The organism is Rhizobium sp. P44RR-XXIV, assembly GCF_001999485.2.
Lineage (GTDB): Bacteria > Pseudomonadota > Alphaproteobacteria > Rhizobiales > Rhizobiaceae > Rhizobium.
In genome coordinates, this window is record NZ_MPVZ02000029.1 from 19,766 (window position 1) to 42,498 (window position 22,733).

At 60.3% G+C, this 22,733-nt stretch carries 17 protein-coding genes and 2 pseudogenes; 8 read left to right on the forward strand and 11 right to left on the reverse strand.

The features are described 5' to 3' along the window. The first annotated feature begins 34 nt into the window (after positions 1-34). From BSK43_RS26240 to BSK43_RS26270, 7 genes are all read left to right on the forward strand, one after another. Positions 35-1,069 carry a LacI family transcriptional regulator gene (locus BSK43_RS26240; RefSeq protein WP_205910666.1) on the forward strand — a complete coding sequence of 345 codons (1,035 nt, stop codon included), beginning with the start codon at positions 35-37 and terminating at the stop codon, positions 1,067-1,069. 235 nt (positions 1,070-1,304) lie between these two features. Next, positions 1,305-2,234, forward strand: a complete 930-nt coding sequence (locus tag BSK43_RS26245; RefSeq protein WP_169055464.1) for a sugar phosphate isomerase/epimerase family protein — start codon at positions 1,305-1,307, stop codon at positions 2,232-2,234. A gap of 11 nt (positions 2,235-2,245) precedes the next feature. After that, a complete protein-coding gene (locus tag BSK43_RS26250; RefSeq protein WP_077467724.1) occupies positions 2,246-3,367 on the forward strand; it encodes a Gfo/Idh/MocA family oxidoreductase in 1,122 nt (373 codons plus the stop codon). A 210-nt stretch (positions 3,368-3,577) separates the two neighbouring features. Further along, the gene (locus BSK43_RS26255) at positions 3,578-4,825 is read left to right on the forward strand and encodes an ABC transporter substrate-binding protein (RefSeq protein WP_077467725.1); all 1,248 of its coding nucleotides are present in this window, start codon (positions 3,578-3,580) and stop codon (positions 4,823-4,825) included. Between the two features lie 71 nt (positions 4,826-4,896). Next, positions 4,897-5,835: a sugar ABC transporter permease gene (locus BSK43_RS26260; protein ID WP_077467726.1), complete on the forward strand. Its 939-nt coding sequence runs from the start codon at positions 4,897-4,899 to the stop codon at positions 5,833-5,835. Next, positions 5,835-6,743, forward strand: coding sequence for a carbohydrate ABC transporter permease (locus tag BSK43_RS26265; RefSeq protein WP_077467727.1), 909 nt, complete (start codon positions 5,835-5,837; stop codon positions 6,741-6,743). Before BSK43_RS26260 ends, BSK43_RS26265 begins: the two co-directional genes overlap by 1 nt. Positions 6,744-6,746: 3 nt before the next feature. Next, the gene (locus BSK43_RS26270; protein WP_068393868.1) at positions 6,747-7,832 is read left to right on the forward strand and encodes an ATP-binding cassette domain-containing protein; all 1,086 of its coding nucleotides are present in this window, start codon (positions 6,747-6,749) and stop codon (positions 7,830-7,832) included. A 34-nt stretch (positions 7,833-7,866) separates the two neighbouring features. On the opposite strand, the gene BSK43_RS26275 is transcribed toward BSK43_RS26270, so the two are convergent. The 10 genes and pseudogenes from BSK43_RS26275 to BSK43_RS26320 form a co-directional block, all read right to left on the reverse strand. Beyond that, positions 7,867-8,415 (reverse strand): hypothetical protein, encoded by a 549-nt coding sequence (locus BSK43_RS26275; protein ID WP_077467728.1) that lies wholly within the window; start codon positions 8,413-8,415, stop codon positions 7,867-7,869. 79 nt (positions 8,416-8,494) lie between these two features. Next, positions 8,495-10,345 carry an ABC transporter ATP-binding protein gene (locus BSK43_RS26280; RefSeq protein ID WP_077467729.1) on the reverse strand — a complete coding sequence of 617 codons (1,851 nt, stop codon included), beginning with the start codon at positions 10,343-10,345 and terminating at the stop codon, positions 8,495-8,497. Positions 10,346-10,397: 52 nt separating this feature from the next. Further along, positions 10,398-11,144, reverse strand: coding sequence for a DUF1028 domain-containing protein (locus BSK43_RS26285; RefSeq protein ID WP_077467730.1), 747 nt, complete (start codon positions 11,142-11,144; stop codon positions 10,398-10,400). 5 nt (positions 11,145-11,149) lie between these two features. Beyond that, positions 11,150-12,936, reverse strand: a pseudogene (locus tag BSK43_RS26290) (gamma-glutamyltransferase family protein). Between the two features lie 23 nt (positions 12,937-12,959). Beyond that, a complete protein-coding gene (locus tag BSK43_RS26295) occupies positions 12,960-13,838 on the reverse strand; it encodes an ABC transporter permease (protein WP_077467732.1) in 879 nt (292 codons plus the stop codon). Next, positions 13,835-14,782 (reverse strand): ABC transporter permease, encoded by a 948-nt coding sequence (locus BSK43_RS26300; RefSeq protein ID WP_077467733.1) that lies wholly within the window; start codon positions 14,780-14,782, stop codon positions 13,835-13,837. The genes BSK43_RS26295 and BSK43_RS26300 overlap by 4 nt, the downstream gene beginning before the upstream one ends. 70 nt (positions 14,783-14,852) lie before the next feature. Continuing rightward, positions 14,853-16,360: pseudogene (locus tag BSK43_RS26305) on the reverse strand (ABC transporter substrate-binding protein). 84 nt (positions 16,361-16,444) lie between these two features. Further along, the gene (locus BSK43_RS26310) at positions 16,445-17,182 is read right to left on the reverse strand and encodes a FadR/GntR family transcriptional regulator (RefSeq protein ID WP_077467735.1); all 738 of its coding nucleotides are present in this window, start codon (positions 17,180-17,182) and stop codon (positions 16,445-16,447) included. 192 nt (positions 17,183-17,374) lie between these two features. After that, positions 17,375-18,817, reverse strand: coding sequence for a M81 family metallopeptidase (locus BSK43_RS26315; RefSeq protein WP_077467736.1), 1,443 nt, complete (start codon positions 18,815-18,817; stop codon positions 17,375-17,377). A 7-nt stretch (positions 18,818-18,824) separates the two neighbouring features. Next, a complete protein-coding gene (locus tag BSK43_RS26320) occupies positions 18,825-19,958 on the reverse strand; it encodes an ROK family transcriptional regulator (protein ID WP_077467737.1) in 1,134 nt (377 codons plus the stop codon). Positions 19,959-20,280: 322 nt separating this feature from the next. Here BSK43_RS26320 and BSK43_RS26325 point away from each other — a divergent pair, with 322 nt between their 5' ends. Next, positions 20,281-21,777 (forward strand): MDR family MFS transporter, encoded by a 1,497-nt coding sequence (locus tag BSK43_RS26325; protein WP_077467738.1) that lies wholly within the window; start codon positions 20,281-20,283, stop codon positions 21,775-21,777. Positions 21,778-21,837: 60 nt separating this feature from the next. On the opposite strand, the gene BSK43_RS26330 is transcribed toward BSK43_RS26325, so the two are convergent. Next, complete coding sequence (locus BSK43_RS26330) at positions 21,838-22,632, reverse strand: FadR/GntR family transcriptional regulator (protein WP_077467739.1); 795 nt, start codon at positions 22,630-22,632, stop codon at positions 21,838-21,840. Positions 22,633-22,733 lie beyond the last annotated feature (101 nt).

The window sequence follows — 22,733 nt, forward strand, 5'->3', positions numbered from 1 at the left end:
GGCGAAAGTGCATGCATTGGCAGTAGGACGTGGCTTGCGCCGCGAAGCGGGCCAGCGGGTGACCTTGCGTACCGTTGCGACGGCGCTCGGCCTCTCGGTCACAACTGTCAGCCGGGCCTTGAAAGAGGGACCGGAGGTCAATCGCGAAACCATTGAGCTGGTCAAGCGTGTTGCGGGTGAACTCGGCTATCGCCCGAACCTCGGCGGCATCAATCTTCGTACCGGCAAGACGCATGCGATTGGAATCGTGCTGCCATTTGGCCGCGAAGGCGAGATGAACATTGTCGTCGCCTCGCTGATCGAGGGCGCATCGCGCTATATGAAGGCTAGGGGTTACCGCACGACCATCGTGCCGCAATTGCAGGCCGATGATCCGCTGGCGACCGTGCGCGATATCGTCGAGGAGGGGTCCGTCGACGGCATCATCATCACGCATACGACACCGCAGGATGATCGGGTGAAGTATCTGCTTGAGGTCGGCATGCCTTTTGTCACCTTCGGCCGTACCGAACTGTTGAGCTTGCATCCGAGCATCGATCTCGATCACGAGGTGATAGGGGCGCAAGCCGCGCGCCTGCTTCTCGATGCCGGTCATCGCAAGCCGCTGCTGATCGCGCCCAGCAACCAGTTCACCTATGGTCTGCAATTCGTCCGGGGCTGGCGAAAAACCTTTGCCGAACGCCATCTCGAAGTCGCAGATGATCTCATCCATTTCACAGGTGCAACACCCGATAGCGGTCGCGAGATGGCGAGGCACGTGGCGGCGCGAAATCCGGATGCAACGGCCGCTTTCGTTGCGAGCGAAGAGGCTGCTCTTGGCTTCCTTGCCGGTCTTCGCGACATCGGGCGCCAAGCCGGACAGAATTTCGCCTTGATCACCTATGGCGGCACGGCACTCCCTGATTTCTTCAATCCGCCGCTCAGCACTTTTTATTACTCCAACCACGCGATCGGTGAGCGACTGGCGGCCTTTCTAAGCCGGGCAATCGCCGGTGACGATCCTGGCGAATTGCGTGAAATCGTCCAGGCCGAATTCGTCGATCACAATAGCCAGAAGTTATCAGTCTGATCTTTGCGGCACTGAGCGGGGATCATGTATCCTGGCAAGCCGTTCGTAACGTTACGATTTTCGTATTTCATCGGTAAGCTGACTGTTTTGTGGCGTAAGCGGCGGCTTGACAGCTGCGTTATTATCTATCATTCGTAACGTTACGAATTGCTGTTTGGAGGGGATAGAGGCTCCGATCGGCAAGAAGATGAAAGCCTTGCCGCAGGCGGGCAATTATATTCCAAGGGAGGATGACGTGAGCCAGGGCTCGCTTTTTTTCGGATCACCAATCTGGACGTTCAATTGGAACCCGCCTTACGCCGCACCATTGCGGCGACTGGCCCGCACCGGCTGTAAAGGCTTCGAGCTGACGGCATGGTCGGTCGACATGCTGGCCTATTATACGCCGGAGACCATTCGCGAGTTGAAGCACATCGCCGATGGCGAGGGGCTGGTGCTCACCAACTTCTTCTTCAATCTGCCCTTCAGCCGCGCCGCGAATGCTCCGGTTTCGACAGTCGATCTCGAGGGCTACAAGCGCGGAATGGATGTGGCGGCCGAGATCGGCACGCCTATCGTTACCAGCATGACGCCCTATCCCTTTCAATCCGACGTCAAGCCGATCCTGCAACGGCCGATTTCACAGGAATGGGGTGCCGTGGTCGAGCCGCAATGGGATTGGACGGGTGAATACGATCTGGTCGTCGACGGTTTTGCCAAGGCCTGCGAGATTGCCGCATCTGCCGATCTGCGCGTGGCGATCGAGCCGCATCCCTATCGCTGGGTCAGCTCCGGCCAGGGCATGATGCGCTTGATCGAGCGTACCGGCGCCCCCAATCTGGGCCTGAATTTCGATCCCAGCCACCTCTTTCCCGCCGGCGACATGCCGCATTACGTCGTGCTGGCGCTCGGCGACCGCATCTACAACACGCATTTCTCGGACAACGAGGGCCACACCAACGCCCATTGGCGACCGGGGCGCGGTAAGATCGACTGGAAGGCCATTTTCGCGGCGCTGCAGGCGATCGGCTATTCCGGCCCGATCACGCTGGAGCTGGAGGATGCGCCGGGTGCGTCGCACTGGACGCATTTCCGCGAGGCGACACCGGAATTCGATGAGGAAATGCGGCGTGGCATGAGCTATCTGCGCGCCGCCGCCGCCGAACTCGATATCACCATTTCCTAGAGGCTGTCCCAATGAGCAACGAACCCATGAAAGTCGGCATTGTCGGCGCCGGCAATATCAGCGCCACCTATGTCGCAACCCTGCACATGTTCGATTTCATCCGCGTGAAGTCGATCTACGATCTCTATGAGTCTTCGGCGCAAAAGCTGGCCGCGCAGTTCGGTATCGAGGCCGTGGCGCTCGACACGATGCTGGCTGATCCGGAAATCGGCCTGATCATCAATCTGACGACGCCGGTGTCGCATTATGCCATCAGCAAGAAGGCGCTGCTTGCCGGCAAGCATGTCTATTCGGAAAAGCCGCTCGGCATCTCAATGGCCGAAGCGGAGGAGCTGATGTTGCTTGCACGGGCAGGCGACCTGCGGCTCGGCTGCGCTCCCGACACTTTCCTTGGCGGCGGCCATCAGCTGACGCGGCGGCTTCTGGACGAAGGCCGCATCGGCAAGACGATCTCGGCTACCGCCATGCTGCTTTTGCCCGGCCATGAGCATTGGCATCCCAACCCCGCCTTCTTCTATGGTCGCGGCGGCGGGCCGATGCTGGATGTCGGTCCCTATTATGTCACCAACCTGATTGCCCTGCTCGGGCCGGTGCGCGAAGTCTTCGGAACGGCAAAGATCACCCGCATCGAGCGGACGGTGAAAACCGATCCGCATCGCGGCGAAACGATCAAGGTGCTGGTGCCGACGCATCTGACCGGCGTGATGGAGTTCCACAGTGGTGCCACGGTGACCATCGCCACCAGCTTCGATGTCATCAAGCACAAGCACAACCAGATCGAGCTTTATGGTTCCGAGGGAACCATGGTGACCCCGGACCCGAACAACTTTAGCGGCAAGGTCGAGATATTCCGCGATGGCGGCGAGGCCTGGGAAGAGATTGCGGTCGACCATCCCTATATTGAAGGCGTGCCCGGTCATCTGGGCTTGCGCGGTTTGGGCGCGGCGGAAATGGTTGATTCCCTTCGCTCCGGGCGCCATCATCGGGTATCGTCCGAACTTGCCTTCCATGCCCTGGAAGTCATGACGGCATTCGAGCGCTCGTCTCAATCACGCAGCGTGGTTGCAATCCATAGTAGCTGCGGCCGTCCGGACCCGATACAACGTACAATTAATGAGGGACGTTTCGTATAGGCTGCGCTATAGCTTAGGAAAATGCAGTCCTTTTGGACTGTGGACTTGACGAAGGGGCAATGCCTGAGGAAGCATTGCCCACTTGCCGCAGGGAACGGAGGCCCGGCGGCATAGCTTTGGAGGATTACAAAATTCGGCGGTCGATGTCCGGGGGGACTACGGTCGCTGAGCACAAGCGTTTGGAGAACGTTTTCAAAGGAGGAGGAACATATGCGTAAATTGATGATGGCATTGGTCGGCGCCACGGCGTTGGTCGCGGCAAGCGTGACCGGCGCTCTGGCCGAAGGCAAGAAAGCCGAAGTCCTGCATTGGTGGACGTCCGGTGGCGAAGCCGCCGCAGTGAAGGAACTGGCCAAGGCCTTCAACGCTGCCGGCGGCGATTGGGTGGATACCGCGATCGCCGGCTCCGGCTCGACGGCTAGACCGATAGGCATCAACCGCATCATCGGCGGCAACCCGCCGACGGCGATGCAGTTCAACACCGGTACGCAGATGAACGATCTCGCCCAGCAAGGCCTGCTGCGGCCGCTTGACGATCTCGCCAAGGAACAGGATTGGAAATCCGTCCTGACCCCAGCCTTCTACCAGGCCATCCAGTTTCAGGGCCATATCTACGGCGCGCCGATCAACGACCACGGTCAGAACTGGCTGTTCTACTCCAAGCCCGTTTTCGCCAAGGCAGGCGTGACCGAAGAGCCGAAAACCTGGGATGAAATGTTTGCCGCGCTCGACAAGATCAAGGCTGCAGGCCTGACTCCGGTCGCCGTCGGTGGCCAGCCCTGGCAGCTACAGCTGATGTTCAACGCCATCCTTCTCGGTGAAGGCGGCAAGGACCTCTATGGCAAGGTCTGGAAGGATCTCGATACCAATGCCGTCAAGTCCGACAAGTTCAAGCATGTCGCTGAAGTCTTCGCCAAGCTGCGCAACTACCAGGATGCGGGCAGCCCGAACCGTGACTGGAACGTCGCGACCGGCATGCTGATCGACGGCAAGGCCGGCATCCAGTTCATGGGTGACTGGGCCAAGGGCGAATTCATCCATGCTGGCCTCGTCGCCGACAAGGATTTCGGCTGCATCCTCGGACCGGGCGAATCCAACTTCATGATGGGTGGCGACATCTTCGTCTTCCCAGTCCTGAAGGACAAGACGGCGGTCGATGCCCAGACGCTGCTGGCAACGGTCATCATGTCCAAGGAAGGTCAGCTCGCCTTCAATTCCAAGAAGGGCTCCGTGCCGGTTCGTCTCGATGTTGATACGTCGAAGCTCGATGCCTGCGCGCAGAAGGGCCTGAACGCGCTCAAGGATCCGACCCGTCAGATCCTGACCTCTGACGTGCTGACGCCGCAGGACATCGTCCAGACCGAGGGCGACTTGATCGCCCAATATTGGACGACCCCCAGCATGACGGCCGATCAGTTCGCCGATCAGTTCGCCAAGGTCATCGACCAGGCGAAGTAAGCTTCAACCGACATCCATGCGGCGGCAGGTTCGCCTGCCGCCGGTTTTCATGAATGCTGAGGAGGAGCGCCATGAGCACACCTGAAACAAGCGCTGCCGTTGTCGGTGCGACCGTCGTAAAGCCGGGCGCAACCCGCAGGAAAATGCGTTTTTCGCCCTATATCGCCCTGTTCCCGGCCTTCGTCATCGTGCTGTTGGCTTATGTCGTGACTGTCGTCTGGAACATCTGGATATCCTTCACGGACAGCAAGGTGCTGCCGGTCAATATCTTTGTCGGAACCAAGCAGTACGAGCGGCTGTTTGACACCGCACGCTGGCAGATATCGCTGCAGAATGTCGTGGTTTTCGGCATTCTCTTCATCGCCGGCTGTCTGATCCTCGGCTTTCTTCTGGCGGTTGCTCTCGACCAGAAGGTTCGCTTCGAAAACACGTTCCGGACGATCTTCCTCTATCCCTTTGCCATGTCCTTCATCGTCACGGGCCTCGTCTGGCAGTGGATCATGAATCCGACGCTTGGCCTGCAGAAGGTCGCCGACAGCATCGGCTTCACCTGGTTCCGCTTCGACTGGATCGTACAGAGCGATCTGGCGCTCTACGTCATCGTGCTGGCCGGCATATGGCAATCGACGGGCCTGGTCATGGCGATCATGCTGGCGGGATTGCGCGGCGTCGACCGCGAACTATGGAAGGCGACGCGCATCGACGGCATTCCGAGCTGGCGAGTCTATCTCCACATCGTCATCCCGATCCTGAGGCCGACCATCATCACCGCCAGCGTGCTTCTGGCGATCGCCGTGGTCAGGGTCTACGAACTCGTGCTGGCGACAACCGGCGGCGGGCCTGGGATTTCGACCGAAGTGCCCGGGAAATTCATCATGGATTACCTGTTCGGCCGCGGCAATATCGGGCTGGCGACCGCGGCATCGACCGTCATGTTCGCGACCGTCGTCGTCGTGGTGACGCCCTGGCTCTACTACGAATATTTCCGTGAAAAACCGAGGGGCAACTGATGACGATACCATCTTCCGTCTCAGCGACCATGCAGGGTCCGACCGGGCGCAAGCCGCAGCATCTGACGCCCGGGCGCATCGGCCTCTATGCCTTTCTGGTCATGGCGGCACTGTTCTTCCTGCTGCCGCTTTATGTAATGCTCGTCACCTCGTTCAAATCCATGCCGGAGATCCGGCAGGGCAATATCTTCGCCTTTCCGCAAGCGTGGTCTGCCGATGCCTGGGTGCAGGCATGGAGCACGGCCTGCACCGGCCTTGAATGCGGCGGTATCAGCGTCGGCTTCTGGAATTCGGTAAAGATCCTGATCCCGAGCATGATCCTGTCAATCTTCATTTCGTCGTTGACTGGCTATGCCCTGTCCTTCTGGCGGGTGAAGGGCGCAAATGTGCTGTTCGCCATCCTCCTGCTCGGGGCATTCATTCCCTATCAGGTGTTCATCTATCCGCTGGTGCTGATCTATCGTGACATCGGCATCTATTCGACGCTGCCCTGCATCATCATCACCCATACGGTCTTCGGCCTGCCCGTGCTGACGCTGCTGTTCCGCAACTACTATTCCAGCCTGCCGATGGAACTGTTCAAGGCTGCCCGCATCGATGGGGCGGGGTTGTGGCAGATCTTCTTCCGGCTGATGATCCCCATGTCGATCCCCATCCTCGTCGTTGCGGGGATCCTGCAGGTGACCGGCATCTGGAACGACTTCCTCTTCGGCGTCGTCTTCGCCGGCAGGGAAAACTTCCCCATGACCGTGCAGCTCAACAACATCGTCAACTCCACCCAGGGCGAGAAGCTTTACAACGTCAACATGGCGGCAACCATTCTGACCGCCCTTATTCCGTTGATCGTCTATTTCGGTTCGGGTCGCTGGTTCGTGCGCGGTATCACCGCGGGCGCAGTCAAGGGATAGTTCATGGCCAATGTTTCCATTCGCGAACTTGCAATCAATTTCGGCGCTGTCAATGTGCTGAAATCGCTCAATCTCGAAGTGAATTCGGGCGAATTCATCGTCCTGCTTGGGCCATCGGGCTGCGGCAAGTCTACCTTGCTCAACGCCATAGCCGGGCTCACCGATATCAGCGACGGCCAGATCTGGATCGGCGACAAGAACGTCACCTGGGAGGAGCCGAAAGATCGCGGCATCGGCATGGTGTTTCAATCCTATGCGCTCTATCCGACGATGACGGTCGAAGGAAATCTCTCCTTCGGGCTGCGCATTGCCGGCATGGCGAAAGAGGAGATCGCCCAGCGCGTCGATCGTGCCGTGCAGATCCTGCAGATAGATCCTTTGCGCAAGCGGCGGCCGGGCGAACTCTCCGGCGGCCAACGCCAGCGCGTCGCAATCGGCCGGGCCCTGGTGCGCGATGTCGATGTCTTCCTGTTTGACGAGCCGCTCTCCAACCTCGACGCCAAGCTTCGAACCGAACTGCGCGTCGAGCTGAAACGACTGCACAGCGGCCTCGGCTCGACCATGATCTATGTCACGCACGACCAGATCGAGGCGCTGACGCTGGCCGACCGCATCGCGGTCATGAGTGGCGGCGTCATCCAGCAGTTTGCCTCGCCGAAGGAGATCTATCGGCGCCCCGTCAATCGCTTCGTTGCGGGCTTCGTCGGCTCGCCCTCGATGAACTTCTTGTCGGGGCAAGTCACGAGCAGTAACGGCGTGCCGGGCTTTCGGCTTGCAGATGGCCGGACGATCGATCTCAACGGCTATGAGTTTTCCGGCACGCCCGGCGAGGGCCGCAAGGCCACGCTTGGTGTGCGGCCGGAGCAGATGCAGTTCAACGCGGCCAGCGATCGCGCCTCAAGCCTGCCGGCGACCTTCACGATCGTCGAGCCGATGGGCTCAGACAATCTGATCTGGGGTCAGGTTGGCAATGAAACTGTGTCGGTGCGTATCGATGCCGATGAAGAGGTCGCACTAAACAGCGAGCAGCCGGTCTATTTCCAGCCGGCTCTCGCATCGTTGTTCGGCGAGGATGGGCAGCGACTCTAAAGTAACTCCAGGAGGTCTTCCGTCTGGAAGCGCTCTATGAGCGGGCCAGTTCCTTGTCGAGAGCCGACAGAAGACGCGGATCATCGGCTGTCACGTCAGGCGCAAAGCGGGCGGCGACCTTGCCGTCGCGGCCGATCAGGAATTTCTCGAAATTCCAGACGATGCCGCCATCTTGCCCGGTCTCGAGGCCGTGCTTTGCCAGGCGCTCGCGCATCGGCCCGTCGCCCGTCGTTTCGATGCCGGAGTTGATGAGGCTATTATAGAGCGGATGCCGCTCTTCGCCCGTGACGGCAATCTTGGAAAACATCGGGAACTGCACGTCATAGGTCAGTGTGCAGAAGCTCAGGATATCTTCGTCCGTACCGGGTTCCTGGCCCTTGAAATCATTGGCGGGAAAGCCGGCGATGACGAGACCTTCATCGCGCTTGTCCTCGTAAAGCTTTTCCAGCCCTTCGTATTGCACCGTCAGCCCGCATTTGGAGGCGACGTTGACGACCATGATCACCTTGCCTCGATAGTCGGCAAGCGTCGTATCGCTGCCGTCGATCCTCTTTACCGGAATATCGAGCACGCTGTCGGTCATTTCATTCACTCCAAGTGAGACGGGAAACAGGATGCAGATATTTGCCTGGATTTGACGGACGTCAAGGTCAGAAACCGTCTCAGGCGGCCTCTTCCATCCTGACCAGATGGCCGGTCGAGACTTCCCGGTAGTGCCGCGTCGGCGGCGTATATCCCACTGGCCGCACCGGGCTCTTCAATTCATCGACAGCCAGATTGCGCTTGATCCCGCGGCGCGACGGATCCGGCACCGGAACCGCCGCCATGAGCTTCTTCGTATAGGCATGCTGCGGGTTCTCGAACACCGAGGCGCGGGGGCCGATTTCGACGATCTCGCCGAGATACATCACCGCTACGCGATGGCTGACACGCTCCACCACGGCCATGTCATGCGAGATGAAGAGATAAGAGAGATTGAGGCTCTGTTGCAGGTCCATCAGCAGATTGCAGACCTGCGCCTTGATCGAAACATCGAGCGCCGAGACACTTTCGTCGGCAACGATCACCTTCGGGTCGAGGGCAAGCGCGCGGGCGATGCAGATGCGCTGGCGCTGGCCGCCCGAGAATTCATGCGGGTAGCGGCTCATCATATCGGCCTTCAGGCCGACACGCTCCAAAAGGTCGGCGGCTTTCTCGCGGGCCTCGGCACGCGAGCCGAGGCGATGCTCGATGAAGGGCTCGGCGACCGCCGCTCCGATGGTCATGCGCGGATTGAGGCTGGCGAAGGGGTCCTGAAAGATCATCTGGATGCTGCGGCGCATGCGGCGTAAGTCCGGTGCGCCGAGTTTCATCACGTCATAACCGTCGAGGCGGACGTCCCCGGACTTGGGATTGATGAGGCGCATGATGGAGCGTCCCGTCGTCGACTTGCCGCAACCGGATTCGCCCACCAATGACAGGGTTTCTCCTTGAGCCAGATCGAAGGAGACGTTTTCGACCGCATGAATGGCGCCTGTGGGCCGGGCGAGCATGCCGCCGCGAAGTTCGAAGCGGGTGACGAGATTCTTGACCTCGAGAACCGGCGTCTTGCCATGGTCGACCGTGTCGGCAAGTGCCTTGGGTTCGCTGCGCTCGCCAGTCTGCGCGTCCACGACGGGAAAACGTAAAGGCTGGGCCTGATCCTTCATCGAGCCGAGCCGCGGTACGGCCGACAGCAAGGCGCGAGTATATGGATGCTGGCCGCGATGGAAGATGTCATCGGTCTTGCCTGTTTCCACCGCTTCGCCGCGATACATGACGATGGTGCGGTCGGAAATCTCGGCGACGACACCCATGTCGTGGGTGATGAAGAGAACGGACATGCCTTCCTCCTCCTGCAGCACCTTGATGAGGTCGAGGATCTGCCCCTGAATGGTGACGTCGAGCGCTGTTGTTGGCTCGTCGGCGATCAGGAGTTTCGGGCGTGAGGCAAGCGCCATGGCGATCATCACGCGCTGGCGCATGCCGCCGGAAAACTGATGCGGATATTCGTCGAAGCGCGAGGATGCGTTGGGGATGCGCACCTTTTCCAGCAGGCGAATGGTTTCCGCTCTGGCCTCTGCTTTGGAGATGTCGCCATGGCAAGTGAGCGCTTCGGAAATCTGCCGGCCGATGGTGAAGATCGGATTGAGAGAAGTCATCGGCTCCTGGAAGATCATGGCGATATCCTTGCCCCTGACCTTGCGCATCTCGCCCTCCGGAAGAGAAAGGATGTCGCGGCCATTGAGCCGGACGGAACCTTCGATACGGCTACTACCCTTGGCGAGTAGCCGCATGATAGAGAGCGAAGTGACGCTCTTGCCGGAGCCGCTTTCGCCTACGATGGCAACCGTTTCTCCCGGCATGACGTCGAAGGAGATGTTCCTGACCACCTGACGCCATTCGCCGTCGACCAGGAACGAGGTCGTCAGATTGGCGACCGAAAGAACGGGCTGCATACTCGGATCGTTCTGTTGCGTTGTAACGGTCGGCATAGAGTTCCCTTTTTATGATCTTACGCGCTGGCCAGATTTCAATCGACGCTGTTCATGATGGTGCCGGTGCGGTGGCGAAGGAGGCCGAACGGCCACCCTCGGCAATCCTTGCGGCGTCGAGAGCAGCAATCTTCTCATCGATCTCGCGGCGGTCGGTCATGCCGCTCGGGTTCTGCCGTGTCGGCATGGTTTCGCCGACATGGAGATAGCGTTCTTGCGCGACGGCATAGAGCCGTTCGAGTTCGGTGAGCGGATCGGCGCTATCGTCGACGCGAATGTTCAGCCAGGCATAGTCCTGATCGCGGTAAATCACGAGCGCTGCCGATTGCTTGCCGCGCTTGTCGCCGCCGGCGCGCATCGCTTCGAGCAGCCGCTCGGCCAGCGGCTTTCCCTCGGTCTTCTTGAAGGTTGCAAGCGTCTCGGCAATCACCTGCGGACCCGCCAGCATATTGCCAGCAACCGAGACATTGTCATCGACCAGATGGCCTGCCCAGTCGACGCACTTGGCACCGGTAAAGGCGGCATTGTTGCCCTTGCCGTCGATCAGGTGGAACTGCCGTTGCTCGCGACCCTCGTCGCGGGCGCTCAGCGTTTCAACAATCTCGCCGGGAGCATGACCGGTGGCCAGCATCGCCAGTCCATCGATGCCGTAAAACGGGTTGGCGAAGGCCTGTGTCGCGACAGCGCCTATGCCGCCGCGAATATGCGGCACGATGCTGCCGACGGCAAAGAAGCGCGTGGCGACGGCGATGGCGAGATTTCCAGTTTCCGGCTCTCGGGCAACGATCGACCAAGTCATCGGCTCTATCTCCCAATGGCGTAGGCTTGCATCAAACGCGGTGTTGCTGCAGCGCGCAAGAGGCCATCTCTATCTCGCCGCGCTGCGGTAAGTCGCCCCACGGTCCATTCCGGCGCGACGGTTAGCTGGTGGCCCTTCTTGCGGAGGGCATCGAGCATTTCGGTGCTGAAGTTCGCCTCCGCCGTCAGGCCGCCGGGCTCGCGGGTGCGCGGATAGAAGGAGCTCGGGAAATGGGTGCTGTGGAACAGCGGCTTGTCGATCGCTTCCTGAAGATTCAGTCCGTGGTGGACATAGCGCAGGAAGAAGGAGAGCTGCCACTGTTCCTGCTGATCGCCGCCCGGCGTGCCGAAGGCGAGCGTCGGCCGGCCCTCGTGCAGCGCAAGCGTTGGCGTCAGCGTCGTGCGCGCCGTTTGCCCGGAGCCAGCGAGGAGGGCAGGCCCGGCTTCAGCCAGAACATTTGCGCACGCGAATTCAGGCAGAAGCCGAGGCCGGGGATGATCGGCGAGGATTGCAGCCAGCCGCCGGAGGGGGTGACGGAGACCATGTTGCCCTCGCGGTCGATCACGTCGATATGCACGGTGTCGCCGCGCTTTTCGGTCAGATGCGACATGGTGGGTTCATAGACCGCGCCGCCCTTGGCTTCGGGAGTTTCGAGCATCTTCATCGTGAGATCGTACTGGCTCTCGAAGCCCGGCAGCCTGCCCGGGCGCAATGCAAGCGAGGCCTCAGGGGAAATGAGCTTGCGACGCTCACCGGCATAGGCATCCGACAGCAGGGTATCGAGCGGCACGGCCGTGAAATTCGGATCGCCGTAATAGACTTCTCGATCGGCAAAGGCGAGCTTCATCGCTTCCGTCACCGTATGGACGAAATCCGCGCCGGCCGGATCCATGCCGCCAATGTCGAAGCCCTTGAGCAGCGACAAGGCCTGCAGGAAGACTGGCCCTTGGCCCCACGGACCGATCTTGGCGACGGTCCAGCCGTGATAGTCGTAGGTCTGCGGCTCTTCGATCGTGGCGTGCCAATTGGCCATATCGTCGGCCGTCAGCACGCCCTTGTGGCGCTCGCCGCTTGCATCCATCACTTCGGCCTTGCTGACATAGCTGTCGATCGCCTCGGCGACGAAACCGCGATAAAAGGCGTTGCGAGCCGCCTCGATCTGGTCTTCGCGATCGCTCTTGCTTTCCGCTTCCGCGACGACACGCTTCCAGGTTTCGGCAAGCACCGGATTCTTGAAGTTGGACCAGGGTTCCGGGGCTGAGCCTCCGGGGAGCCAGGTCTCATAGGAGGTCGGCCACTCCTCGCGATAGAAATCGGCAAGCCCCGCAATGGTGGCAGAAACGCGCGGCAGGATGGGGTGGCCGTTCTCGGCATAATGGATCGCCGGTTCCAGAACGTCGCGGACAGTGAGCCTGCCGTAATCGCGCAGCATCATCATCCAGCCGTCGAAGGCGCCGGGGATGACGGTAGCGAGCAGGCCGTCGCCGGGGATCAGTTTCAGCCCTTCATTCGTATAATGCTCGATCGTCGCTCCGGCCGGTGCCGGCGCCTGGGCGCAGATGACCTCGACTTTGTCCTTTTTCTTCGAATAGAGGATGGCCGGCATATCGCCGCCTGGCCCACAGAGATGCGGCTCGACGATCTGCAGCACGAAGCCGGTCGCGACGGCGGCGTCGAAGGCGTTGCCGCCCTTTTCGAGAATGCTCATGCCGACGGCGGAGGCGATCCAGTGCGTCGACGTGACGACGCCGAAGGTTCCGAGAATTTCAGGGCGTGTGGTGAATGCGGTCATTGGGGGGCACCTTTTCAGTTTATTCATGCTTCGCGCGGGTCGAGCGCATCGCGCAGGCCGTCGCCGAGGAGATTAAAGCCGATCACGACGAGGAAAATGGCGGCACCCGGCCACATAGCCATCCAGGGCGCCTGTTCGAGATAGTTCTTGGCGACATTGAGCATCGAGCCCCAGCTGGGAGCCGGTGGCTGCTGGCCGAGCCCGAGAAAGGAGAGGCTGGCTTCCGCGATGATGGCTGTCGCGATGGTGAGCGTTGCCTGCACGAGAATCGGGGCAAAGACGTTCGGCAGGATATAGCGGGTAATGATGCTGAAATGGCGCAGTCCGATCGATCGGGCGCCTTCGACATATTCTTCCGTCTTCACCGCCAGCACCTGACCGCGCGTCAGCCGCACGAAGACCGGCGTTGCCGAAAGGCCGATGGCGATCATCGCATTGGTGAGGCTTGGCCCGAGAAAGGCGGCAAGCGCAATCGCGGTGATCAGGAACGGCATGGCCAGAAAGGCTTCGGTGATGCGCGAGATGATTTGGTCGATCCAGCCGCCGTAATAGCCGGAGACGAGGCCGAAGGGCACGCCGATGGCGACGGCGATGGCGACCGAGAAGATGCCGGCCATCAAGGATGCCCTTGCGCCCCAGATCATGCGGGAGAGAATATCCCGGCCGAGATCGTCGGTGCCTAGCCAATGGGCGGCCGATGGCGCCTTGCGGATCGCCGACCAGCTGGTTGCGACCGGGTCCGGGATGGGCAGTAGCGGCGCGAACGCGGCGAGCACCGTAAAGAACAGGATGATGCCAAGCCCGATCAAGGCCCCCTTGTTGGCCTTCAGCTTTCGCCAGGCCCGATTGGGAGCGCGCTTGGCCGAAGGGGCCGCCGCGGCCGTCTGAACGATCGTGCTCATAGGGCAGCCCTCATGCGCGGATTGAGGAGGACATAGAGAATGTCGGCGATAAGGTTCATGAGGATGAAACCGATGGCCGTGCAAAGCACGACGCCCTGGACGACTGCGTAATCCCGGTTGAAGACGGCATCGACGATCAGCTTGCCGAAGCCGGGGATGGTGAAAATCTGCTCGGTCAGGACAGCGCCGGCCAGAAGCTCGCCGAAGAGCAGGGCGCTGACGGTGACGATGGGCAGGACGGCATTGCGGAAGCTGTGCTGCAGGACCACGGCCGCCTCCGGCAGACCCTTGGCGCGAGCCGTACGGATATAGTCGGCACTGAGCACGCTCAGCATCGCCGAACGGGTATGACGCATCAACGTTGCCGCCAGTGCATTGCCGAGCACGAAAGCGGGCATCAGCATGGTCTGGATCGAACGCCAGGGGTCCTCGAAGAAGGGCTGATATCCTGAGGCGGGCAGCCAATGAAGCTTCACCGAAACCAGCAGGATCAGCATGATACCGAGCCAGAAATTCGGCACGGAGAGGCCGCACAGCGCGACGATATTGGCGAGGAAATCGATGACGGTGTTCTTCTTCACGGCCGCCAATATGCCCATGGGAACGCCGATGACGAAGGCGAAGATCATCGACATGACGGCAAGCTGGATGGTGACCGGCAGCTTTTCGGCGACCAGCGTCAGCACCGGTTGGTTGGTACGCAGCGAAACGCCAAGATCGCCCTTGGCGACACCCTGCAGCCAGTAGCCATATTGATAGATGACCGGGTCATTGAGCCGATACTTCTCGCGCAGCAGCTCGAGAACCTGCGGATCGCGTTCTTCGCCTGCCATGGCGAGCACTGGATCGCCGGGCAGAAGCTTCTGCAGGGAGAAGACGAAGATCGAAATGATCAGCAGCGTCGGTATCGCGACGAGCAGCCTCTTTCCGATATAGCTATACATGGGCAGATCCTCGCCGCGATGCCGAATGCCGGAAGAGCCATGCGGGAAGAGCCCGCATGGCGTTGATTGCTCAGTTGCTCTTCTTCACGCCGACAAGGCGGATCATCCCGTCCGGGGACGGAGTGAAGCCGGACACCTTCTTGTTGTAGGCCCAGATCCAGGCCTGATGCCCGAGGAAAATGATCGGCAGGTCCTTGTCGAGGATGGCCTCGGCCGCATCGTATTTCTGCTTGCGCACGGCATTGTCCTGCGACTGGCGAGCCTCGAGCAGCAGTTTGTCGACCTCAGCATTGCTGTATTTGGAATCGTTGAGGCCGGCGCCTGTCGTCACGAATTGCTGGAGATTGCCATCAGGATCGGAGCGGCCGGACCAGTCTGAACGGCTGAGCTGGTAGTTGCCGCTCGACTGCGCGTCGAGCAGCGTCGCAAATTCCGTGGTTTTCAGCGTCACGTCGAAACCGGCTTCGGCGACCATCGACTGGATGATCTGCATCATCTGCATCGAGACGGGATTATTCGCGACTGCAAGCTCGACGGGGATCCGGTCGAAGCCCGCCTCCTTGATAAGGGCCTTGGCCTTGTCGACGTCTCGGGCGGGAACCGGCACGTCCTTGTCGAACCACGGGCTGTTGGGTGCGAATGGCTGATTGCCGGCAAGACCGGTGCCGTCAAAGACGATCTGCATCGCGGCTTCGCGGTCGATCGCCAGCGAGAAGGCCTGACGCAGGCGCTTGTCCTTGCCGAGCGGATTATCGGCGCGGGCACCATTGCCGACATTGGCGTAGACGCCGAGCCAGCCGGTGCCGATCGCATCGGCATAGACCAGATTGGGGTCGCTCTTCACCGTACCGACATCGGATGCCGCCACACGCTCGATCATGTCGAGATCGCCGGAGCGCAGATTCGCGAGGCGAACCGTCGTGTCGGGGATCGGCAGGTAGGTGACCTTGTCGATGAAGATATTGTCCTTGTTCCAGTAATCCTGGAACTTCTCAAGCACGATGCGGTCCTGTTGTACGCGTTCGACGAACTTGAACGGCCCGGAGCAGACGGGATGATCGCCGAACTTCGCGCCGGTGGCTTTCGCCGCCGTCGGCGAGACCATCATGCCGGAACGGTCGGAAAGCTGGGCGAGCAGCGTGACGTCAGGTGCCTTTAAGGTGAAGGTGACTTGGTATTCGCCCGATGCCTCGACTTTGGCGACGGAGGAGAGCTCGCTTTTGCGGCGCGATTCCGGCAAGGTCTGGTAGCGCTGGATATTATCGACCACCGCCTGCGCGTTGAACGGCGTCTCGTCCTGGAACTTGACGCCCTGGCGCAGTTCATGATCAGCTGCTTGCCGTCAGCCGACCACTTCCACGAGGTGGCGAGCTGCGGCACGAACTGCAGATCCGGGGTGACATCGACCAGCTTGTCGCAAAGGGCGGTATAGACGATGCGGCCAACGAATGTACGCGATTGGGCCGGGTCCAACGCATCGGCGTCATCCTGCAGGCCGATCTTGAGTTCGACAGCGAAAGCCGGCAATGCAACCAAGGCACCGGCGGCAAGCGATGTCAGGAATTTGGCGGTCTTCATCTTGTTCTCCTGATTATAGTTTTCGTTTTTTGCAGTTTCGGCCGGTTTCCTCTCCGGCGTGGTCTGGTGCGGGCAGGCCTTTGCTCAGCCCACCTTTTCAGTCAGCGGTTCCTGCTGGTGTCGCGCATCGAGCGAGGTGATGCGGATCAGGCTTTCCTGGAGCATCAGCAGATGTTCGCGCATGGCTTCCGCCGCACGCATCGGGTTGCGCGCCGCAATTGCGTCGATGATCGCCATATGCTGCGCATAGGAGACCGGGCGCGTCTTGTTGATGCTGCGGGCCAATTCACGAATGGTTTGCCATGCCTCGTCCTGGCGGACATGGTTGATGACGTCGAAGATGGTCAGAAAGAACTGGTTGCCGGCACTTTCGGCGATCAGCCGATGCAGCGCGCCATCCCAAAGTTCGCGGCTGTCGGCATCATCGCTGGCAGTAATTTTTTTCGTCAATTCATACATGCGATCGATATCGTCGGGCTTGGCGCGCATGGCCGCTAGCTGGGCCAATTGCGGCTCGATGCGCAGGCGCACCTCCATGACTTCCATGAGGTCGGTGCCGGCGACCAGCGAACTGACATGCTCGCTCCAGCCGTCCGGGCGTTGTCCTGCGTAGGTTCCAGAACCCTGGCGTCGCCAGACACGGCCCTCGGCTTCCAATACCTCCAGCGCCCGCCGGATGGCGCGGCGGCTGATGCCGAAGGTTTCCGACAGGGCGCGCTCAGTCGGAAGTTTTCCGTCCGCCGGCAGTCCATCCGAATTCAAAAGGCCCCGGAGCTTTTCCAGGGCGTAGACCGAATTCTCCGGAAGGCTGCTGATCGCCATGTCGAGGGTGTGAACCAATTTCAAATTGGTTCAATAAAAGTTCAACACAACCCTGCCGTCAAGCTCTTTTTTGTGCAATTTCTGCAATGCACAATGTTTGTGCGCAATGCATCGAAGCGGCCTGCGAAATAGGGTCGCCTGAGTGCAATTCTGGATGGATTTTGCCCGGCGTATTGGCGCCGGGCTTGGGGTTCAGCGACCGATGGCCCGCGCCGAGATCGCCGTCTCGGGGGTGAACTCGAAGTCCTTGTCGAAGGGATAGGTCGGCTTCGTCTTGCGCAGACGTGGCAAGCGTTCGACGAACTGGTCGACGACCCCCGGCGAAAGCGCCATCAGGTTCGGATTGGCGATCGGCGCCAGTTCCGGCGAGAGATAGCCTGACTTGACGACGATGATCTTTGCATTGTGCGGATCGAGACCAAGGCGCGTGAAATCGGAAAGATTGTGATAGGGGCGGCGCTTTGCCGATAGCACAAGATCGATGCCGCCGATGGAGACCACCGCCTGCGCTTCGATCGGGTCTGCGGCTTCGAGCAGGAATTTGACGGTGAAGCTGCCTTTCACGGGCTTGCTTCCCTTCGTATCGAGCGATGCGCCGACCGAAAGATCGAGGGTTGCGCCAATACCGGCCGCGTAGCAGGCTTCCGTGGCTGCTTTGTCGGCGATGCCGGCGAAGATGACGCCTTTCGCATTCTTGGCGATAAGCTCAGCGAGCACATCGGCTCGGTCGCCGACGCCGCCGCCTGTGGGATTATCGCCGGATTCGGCCAGAACCACAGGCGCGGTCGGGCTGACGATCGCCTTGGCGACGCATTCCTCGATGGTGCCGGTCTCGCAGCCGAAAACGAAATCCTTGCGCACATCCCAATAGGCCTGCGCGAGACGTTTCGCTTCCCGTTCGAGAACTGCACGATCCGTGCCGGTCATGATGGCGGCGGCTGTGGCGCGCGGCTCGTCGGCCCAGACATAGCCGACCATCAGCGAGGCATCCCAGACCCCGTCGATGGCATCGATCCCGGGGAGCATGTCGTAGAGACTTTTGGCCGGTTCATCGACCGTGCTGGTGCGCTCACCCGGCAACACCACGGGGATCGGCGCCCAGAGCAGGATCGGCTTCACGCCGGTCTTGAGGCTTTCCGTCAGCATCTTGACGGCGCGGCGCATGGTCTCCTCGACGTCGATATGCGGTGCGGTCCGATAGGTGGAATACATGTCGAGCCCATCGATGATGCGCTGGGTGACGTTGCCGTGCAGGTCATAGCTGGCGGAAACCATGCAATCGTCGCCGACAAGGGCGCGTGCGGCGCTGATCCAGTCGCCCTCGGCATCTTCCATGCCTTCGACATACATAGCGCCGTGCATGGCAAGATAGAGCCCGTCGAGCGGCAGCAATGGCTTCAGACGCTCCAGGAACTCCGCCTTGAAGGCTTCATATGTATGACGGGCGACCGGACCGCCGGCGATGGCCCTGGCATGGATGGTCGGCAGGAATTCGCCGTCATAATCCCGAAGGAAGGCGAAGTAGGGCGCGGCTGTCAGTTCTTCGCCGCGAAGGACGCGAAAATCCTTCTCCTCGTTCAGGACGGGATTATAGGTGCTGCATTCGATGTGAATGCCTCCGACGGCAATGCGCATGGGAACCTCAATTCGGGGTGGGGCCAATCAGAAAATTATGGGCGGCAATGCTTGCGGCGCCGCGCGCCCAGACATCGCCATCGACGCGCTGTGTGCGGATCGGCGTCTGGCCGGCATAGCGCGGCAATACGTTCGCCTCGGCCGCCTGGCGCATGACGGTGCCGAAGAGACCGTCGAAGCGGCCCTCGACATGGGTGATCAGGATCATGCCGGGATCGTTGAACTGGATCAGATGGGCAATTGCCAGGCCAAGCGCATTGCCGGCGCGATGCAGGATGCGGATGGCGGCTGCATTGCCGAGCGAAGCCTCGGCTTCCAGATCGTCGAGAGAATTGCAGGCGAGACCTTCGGCCTTCGCCATTTCCTTGATCGCCTTCATCGAGGCGACTGTGTCGAGGCAGCCGCGCTTGCCGCAACGGCAGGGCGAGCCATTGGGTTCGATGGTGCAATGGGCAATCTCGCCGGCACCGCCGTGATTGCCGCGATAGAGATTGCCGCCGATGAAATGCGCGCAGCCGATGCCTTCATCGAATGAGACGACGCTGAAGTTCTGCACATCGCGCGTGCTGCCAAACAGCTTTTCGCTGACGGCGACGGCCTTGGCATCGTTCTCGATGAAAGTGTCGACACCAGTCTTCTGTCTGACGATGCTCGCGAACGGCACGTCCTTCCAGCCGAGCAATGTTGATTGAACGCAGTTTGCCTGTTTCTCGTCAACAAAGCCTGAGAGCGCAATGCCGATGCCGTAAAGCTTGTGGAGAGCATCCTCGCGCTCCGCCAGCAGTCTCGGCAGCATCTCGGCTATCGATTCGGCGATAACCTCCGGATCGCGCGATCGCGGCATGGTCTGGCGTGCGACGATATTGCCGTTGAAATCGCTGAGCACCATCGGCGCGGGGTCTTCGAGCAATGAAATACCGACGAAGAAGGCGCCCTCCGGGTGCAGATCCAGCAGGATCGACGGGCGGCCCTGGCCATAGATTGTCTCCGTCTCGTGCAGGACGCCAAGGGAGATCAGGTCGCGGGCAATTCCGCTCATGGCAGCTTTGCTCAAACCCATGGATGCTGCGAGAACAGTGCGGCTCAAAGGGCCTGATTGGCTGATCACGCGCAGAAGCTGCTGCTGGGAAGAGGTGAGCAATTCGACGTTCCGCCTCAGATTTTAATCTGTTTTTCCGACAATAAGTTCAGAAAATAAACAAATCAACGGAAATAAATTTAGCGGAGAGCTTATTTGCGGACATCGCAATCGATGGATTCAGTCAATCCACGCGATCTGCAGTTGCGTTTAAACAGTTGACACCGCCCCATATCAGTATGCAATGCTTATCATAACAATTTAGGCAAAATCCCCTCAGTCGCCTCGTCTTCCGGCGCCGATTCCAAAAATCAAACGCTCAACCATGCCGCGTCGACGGTCTGTGCGTATTCGATGCCGGGTGCAGCAGTCAGAAAGGAAATCCATGTCCAGCACGGTCGATCGCTCGAGACGCCCGTTGGTCATCGTCTCGATCATGCTTGCGACCTTCATGGTTGCCGTCGAAGCGACAATTGTCGCGACCGCCATGCCGCGTATCGTCGGTCAGCTCGGCGGGTTCACCTATTACAGTTGGGTCTTCTCGGCCTTTCTGCTGGCGCAGTCCACCACGACGGTTATCTATGGCAAGCTTTCCGATATTTTCGGCCGCAAGCCCATGCTGATCGGCGGCATACTGATCTTTCTCGTCGGCTCGACGCTTGCGGGCTTTGCCTGGTCGATGGCATCGCTGATCGCTTTCAGGCTGTTGCAGGGCCTGGGCGCCGGCGCCATCCAGCCCGTGACGATGACGGTGGTCGGCGATCTCTACAAGCTGGAAGAGCGCGCCAAGGTGCAGGGCGCGCTTGCCAGCGTCTGGGCGGTGTCGGCCGTCATCGGTCCGCTCGCCGGCGGCATCATCGTCGATAATCTCTCCTGGGCGTGGATCTTCTGGATCAACCTGCCGGTTGGCGTCCTTTCCATCGCCGGCTTCATATTCTTCCTGCATGAGCGCATCACGCCGCGTGAAGCGAAGATCGATTACCTTGGCACGATCCTGTTTTCGATCTCCATCGTCTCGCTGCTGGTCATTCTGACGGAGACCGATTCCGGCTTTGCCGTTCTTGGTCCCCTAGCGATCGTCTTTATTGTCAGCGGCATCCTGTTCATCTGGCAGGAGAGGCGGGCGCCTGAGCCGATCATCTCGATCGCGCTCTGGAGCCAGCGATTGATCGCAACCAGCAATGCCGCGACCCTGCTTGCCGGCATGGCCTTGATCGGCCTGACGACGGTTTTGCCGATCTATGTTCAAGGTGTTCTCGGCCGGTCGCCTCTTGAGGCCGGCTTCACCCTGACCATGCTGATCGTCGGCTGGCCGCTGGCGGTGATGTTAGCCAGCCGGTTCTTCCGCATGTTCGGCATCCGCAGGACATTGCGCGCCGGCAGCTTCATGTTTCCGTTCGGCGCTCTCTTTCTCCTCTTCCTCACCCCGGAGAGCAGCCCGATCATCGCCGGCGTCGGCTCGTTTCTGATGGGCTTCGGCATGGGCCTCATCAGCCTCACCAGTGTCGTGCTGGTGCAGGAGAGCGTCGAGTGGTCGATGCGCGGCAGCGCGACCGCGTCGATCATCTTCTCGCGCAGCCTCGGCAATACGCTTGGCGCCACGGCGCTGGGTGCGATCATGAATGTCGGCATCGCGCATTACGGCAGCGGTGAACTGGCTACCAGGCTACACGACCTTCTGAACCAGCCAACCGGGCTTTCCGATCTCGGCGGCGATCCGGCCATCAGGGGTGTTTTTGACGCCGCTCTGCATTGGAGCTTCTGGGCAGTCGTCGTTGTCGCCGTCACGACCTTCGCAACCATCTGGCTCATTCCGGTGGCTCACGACGCCGGTCGTCGGGCGGCAATCAAGACGGATGCGCAGGATGCTATGACGCATTGATGGAACGATACCGGCACTTGCTTCGGGCGCCGGTATCTGTTCTGCGTCGGGGCAAGCGGATCAGGTGTCGTCGTAGGTCATAAGCCAGGATTCCAGCAGGCGCCGAGAGGCCTGAAGCGCCGCCTCGGAATCGCGCGCGGCGATCGCATCGAGAATGGCCTTGTGAAAGGGCAGGGCGCGCTTCTGGCCCTCCGCGATATCCTCGAGACCTGAAAGCGTGCGATTGGCATAGATCCCGACTGCGATCAGGTCGATCAACTGCGAATAGATCATGTTGTGGGTGGCGGCGAAAATCGCGGTATGAAAGCGCAGGTCGGCATCGGCATTGGTGTTGATGTCACCGATGCTGGAAGCCATGTCTTCGTAAGCGGAGCGAATGGCGGCAATGTCCTGCTCGGTGCAGCGCGCAGCCGCGCGGGCCGTTGCTTCCGGCTCCAGTGCAAGCCGGAGATCCTTGATCGCGCGCATGATTTCCACCGAAGGCCCGGTCTCGTAATACCAGACCATGACATCGGTATCGAGGTGATGCCAGTTGGAGCGTTCCTTGACGCGTGTGCCGACACGGGTCTTGATTTCCACCAGCCCCTTACCGGCAAGGCATTTCATCGCCTCGCGGATGACGGTGCGGCTGATGCCGAATTGTTCGACGAGGTCCGGCTCGTTCGGCAATGTCGTGCCGACCGGATAGTGCCCACCGACGATGCGGCGACCAAGCTCGTGGACGAAGTAGCCGAAAACGCCGCGCCGAGGGATCGTACCGTATTTTCGCACAAAGGCATCGAATGGTGATTGCGTTACGATCAGTTTCGACTCCGGGGTGGCCGGAGTGGGCATTGCGTCAAGGCTTTGTTTCATTATGCGGGGCTCTCATTCCTATTGCTGCGCCATCGAGAGAATAATCATCAGTCTATGCTTGCTTGAGAGGCTTCATGCTGATGTCTCGGCTTGTTTGAGGC

Excerpts from the sequence above, each read along its gene's own strand:
- BSK43_RS26250 (WP_077467724.1), top strand. The coding sequence starts at position 2,246 with ATGAGCAACGAACCCATGAAAGTCGGCATTGTCGGCGCCGGCAATATC.
- BSK43_RS26255 (WP_077467725.1), top strand. The coding sequence starts at position 3,578 with ATGCGTAAATTGATGATGGCATTGGTCGGCGCCACGGCGTTGGTCGCG.
- BSK43_RS26260 (WP_077467726.1), top strand. The coding sequence starts at position 4,897 with ATGAGCACACCTGAAACAAGCGCTGCCGTTGTCGGTGCGACCGTCGTA.
- BSK43_RS26265 (WP_077467727.1), top strand. The coding sequence starts at position 5,835 with ATGACGATACCATCTTCCGTCTCAGCGACCATGCAGGGTCCGACCGGG.
- BSK43_RS26270 (WP_068393868.1), top strand. The coding sequence starts at position 6,747 with ATGGCCAATGTTTCCATTCGCGAACTTGCAATCAATTTCGGCGCTGTC.
- BSK43_RS26275 (WP_077467728.1), bottom strand. The coding sequence starts at position 8,415 with ATGACCGACAGCGTGCTCGATATTCCGGTAAAGAGGATCGACGGCAGC.
- BSK43_RS26280 (WP_077467729.1), bottom strand. The coding sequence starts at position 10,345 with ATGCCGACCGTTACAACGCAACAGAACGATCCGAGTATGCAGCCCGTT.
- BSK43_RS26285 (WP_077467730.1), bottom strand. The coding sequence starts at position 11,144 with ATGACTTGGTCGATCGTTGCCCGAGAGCCGGAAACTGGAAATCTCGCC.
- BSK43_RS26295 (WP_077467732.1), bottom strand. The coding sequence starts at position 13,838 with ATGAGCACGATCGTTCAGACGGCCGCGGCGGCCCCTTCGGCCAAGCGC.
- BSK43_RS26300 (WP_077467733.1), bottom strand. The coding sequence starts at position 14,782 with ATGTATAGCTATATCGGAAAGAGGCTGCTCGTCGCGATACCGACGCTG.
- BSK43_RS26310 (WP_077467735.1), bottom strand. The coding sequence starts at position 17,182 with ATGGCGATCAGCAGCCTTCCGGAGAATTCGGTCTACGCCCTGGAAAAG.
- BSK43_RS26315 (WP_077467736.1), bottom strand. The coding sequence starts at position 18,817 with ATGCGCATTGCCGTCGGAGGCATTCACATCGAATGCAGCACCTATAAT.
- BSK43_RS26325 (WP_077467738.1), top strand. The coding sequence starts at position 20,281 with ATGTCCAGCACGGTCGATCGCTCGAGACGCCCGTTGGTCATCGTCTCG.
- BSK43_RS26330 (WP_077467739.1), bottom strand. The coding sequence starts at position 22,632 with ATGAAACAAAGCCTTGACGCAATGCCCACTCCGGCCACCCCGGAGTCG.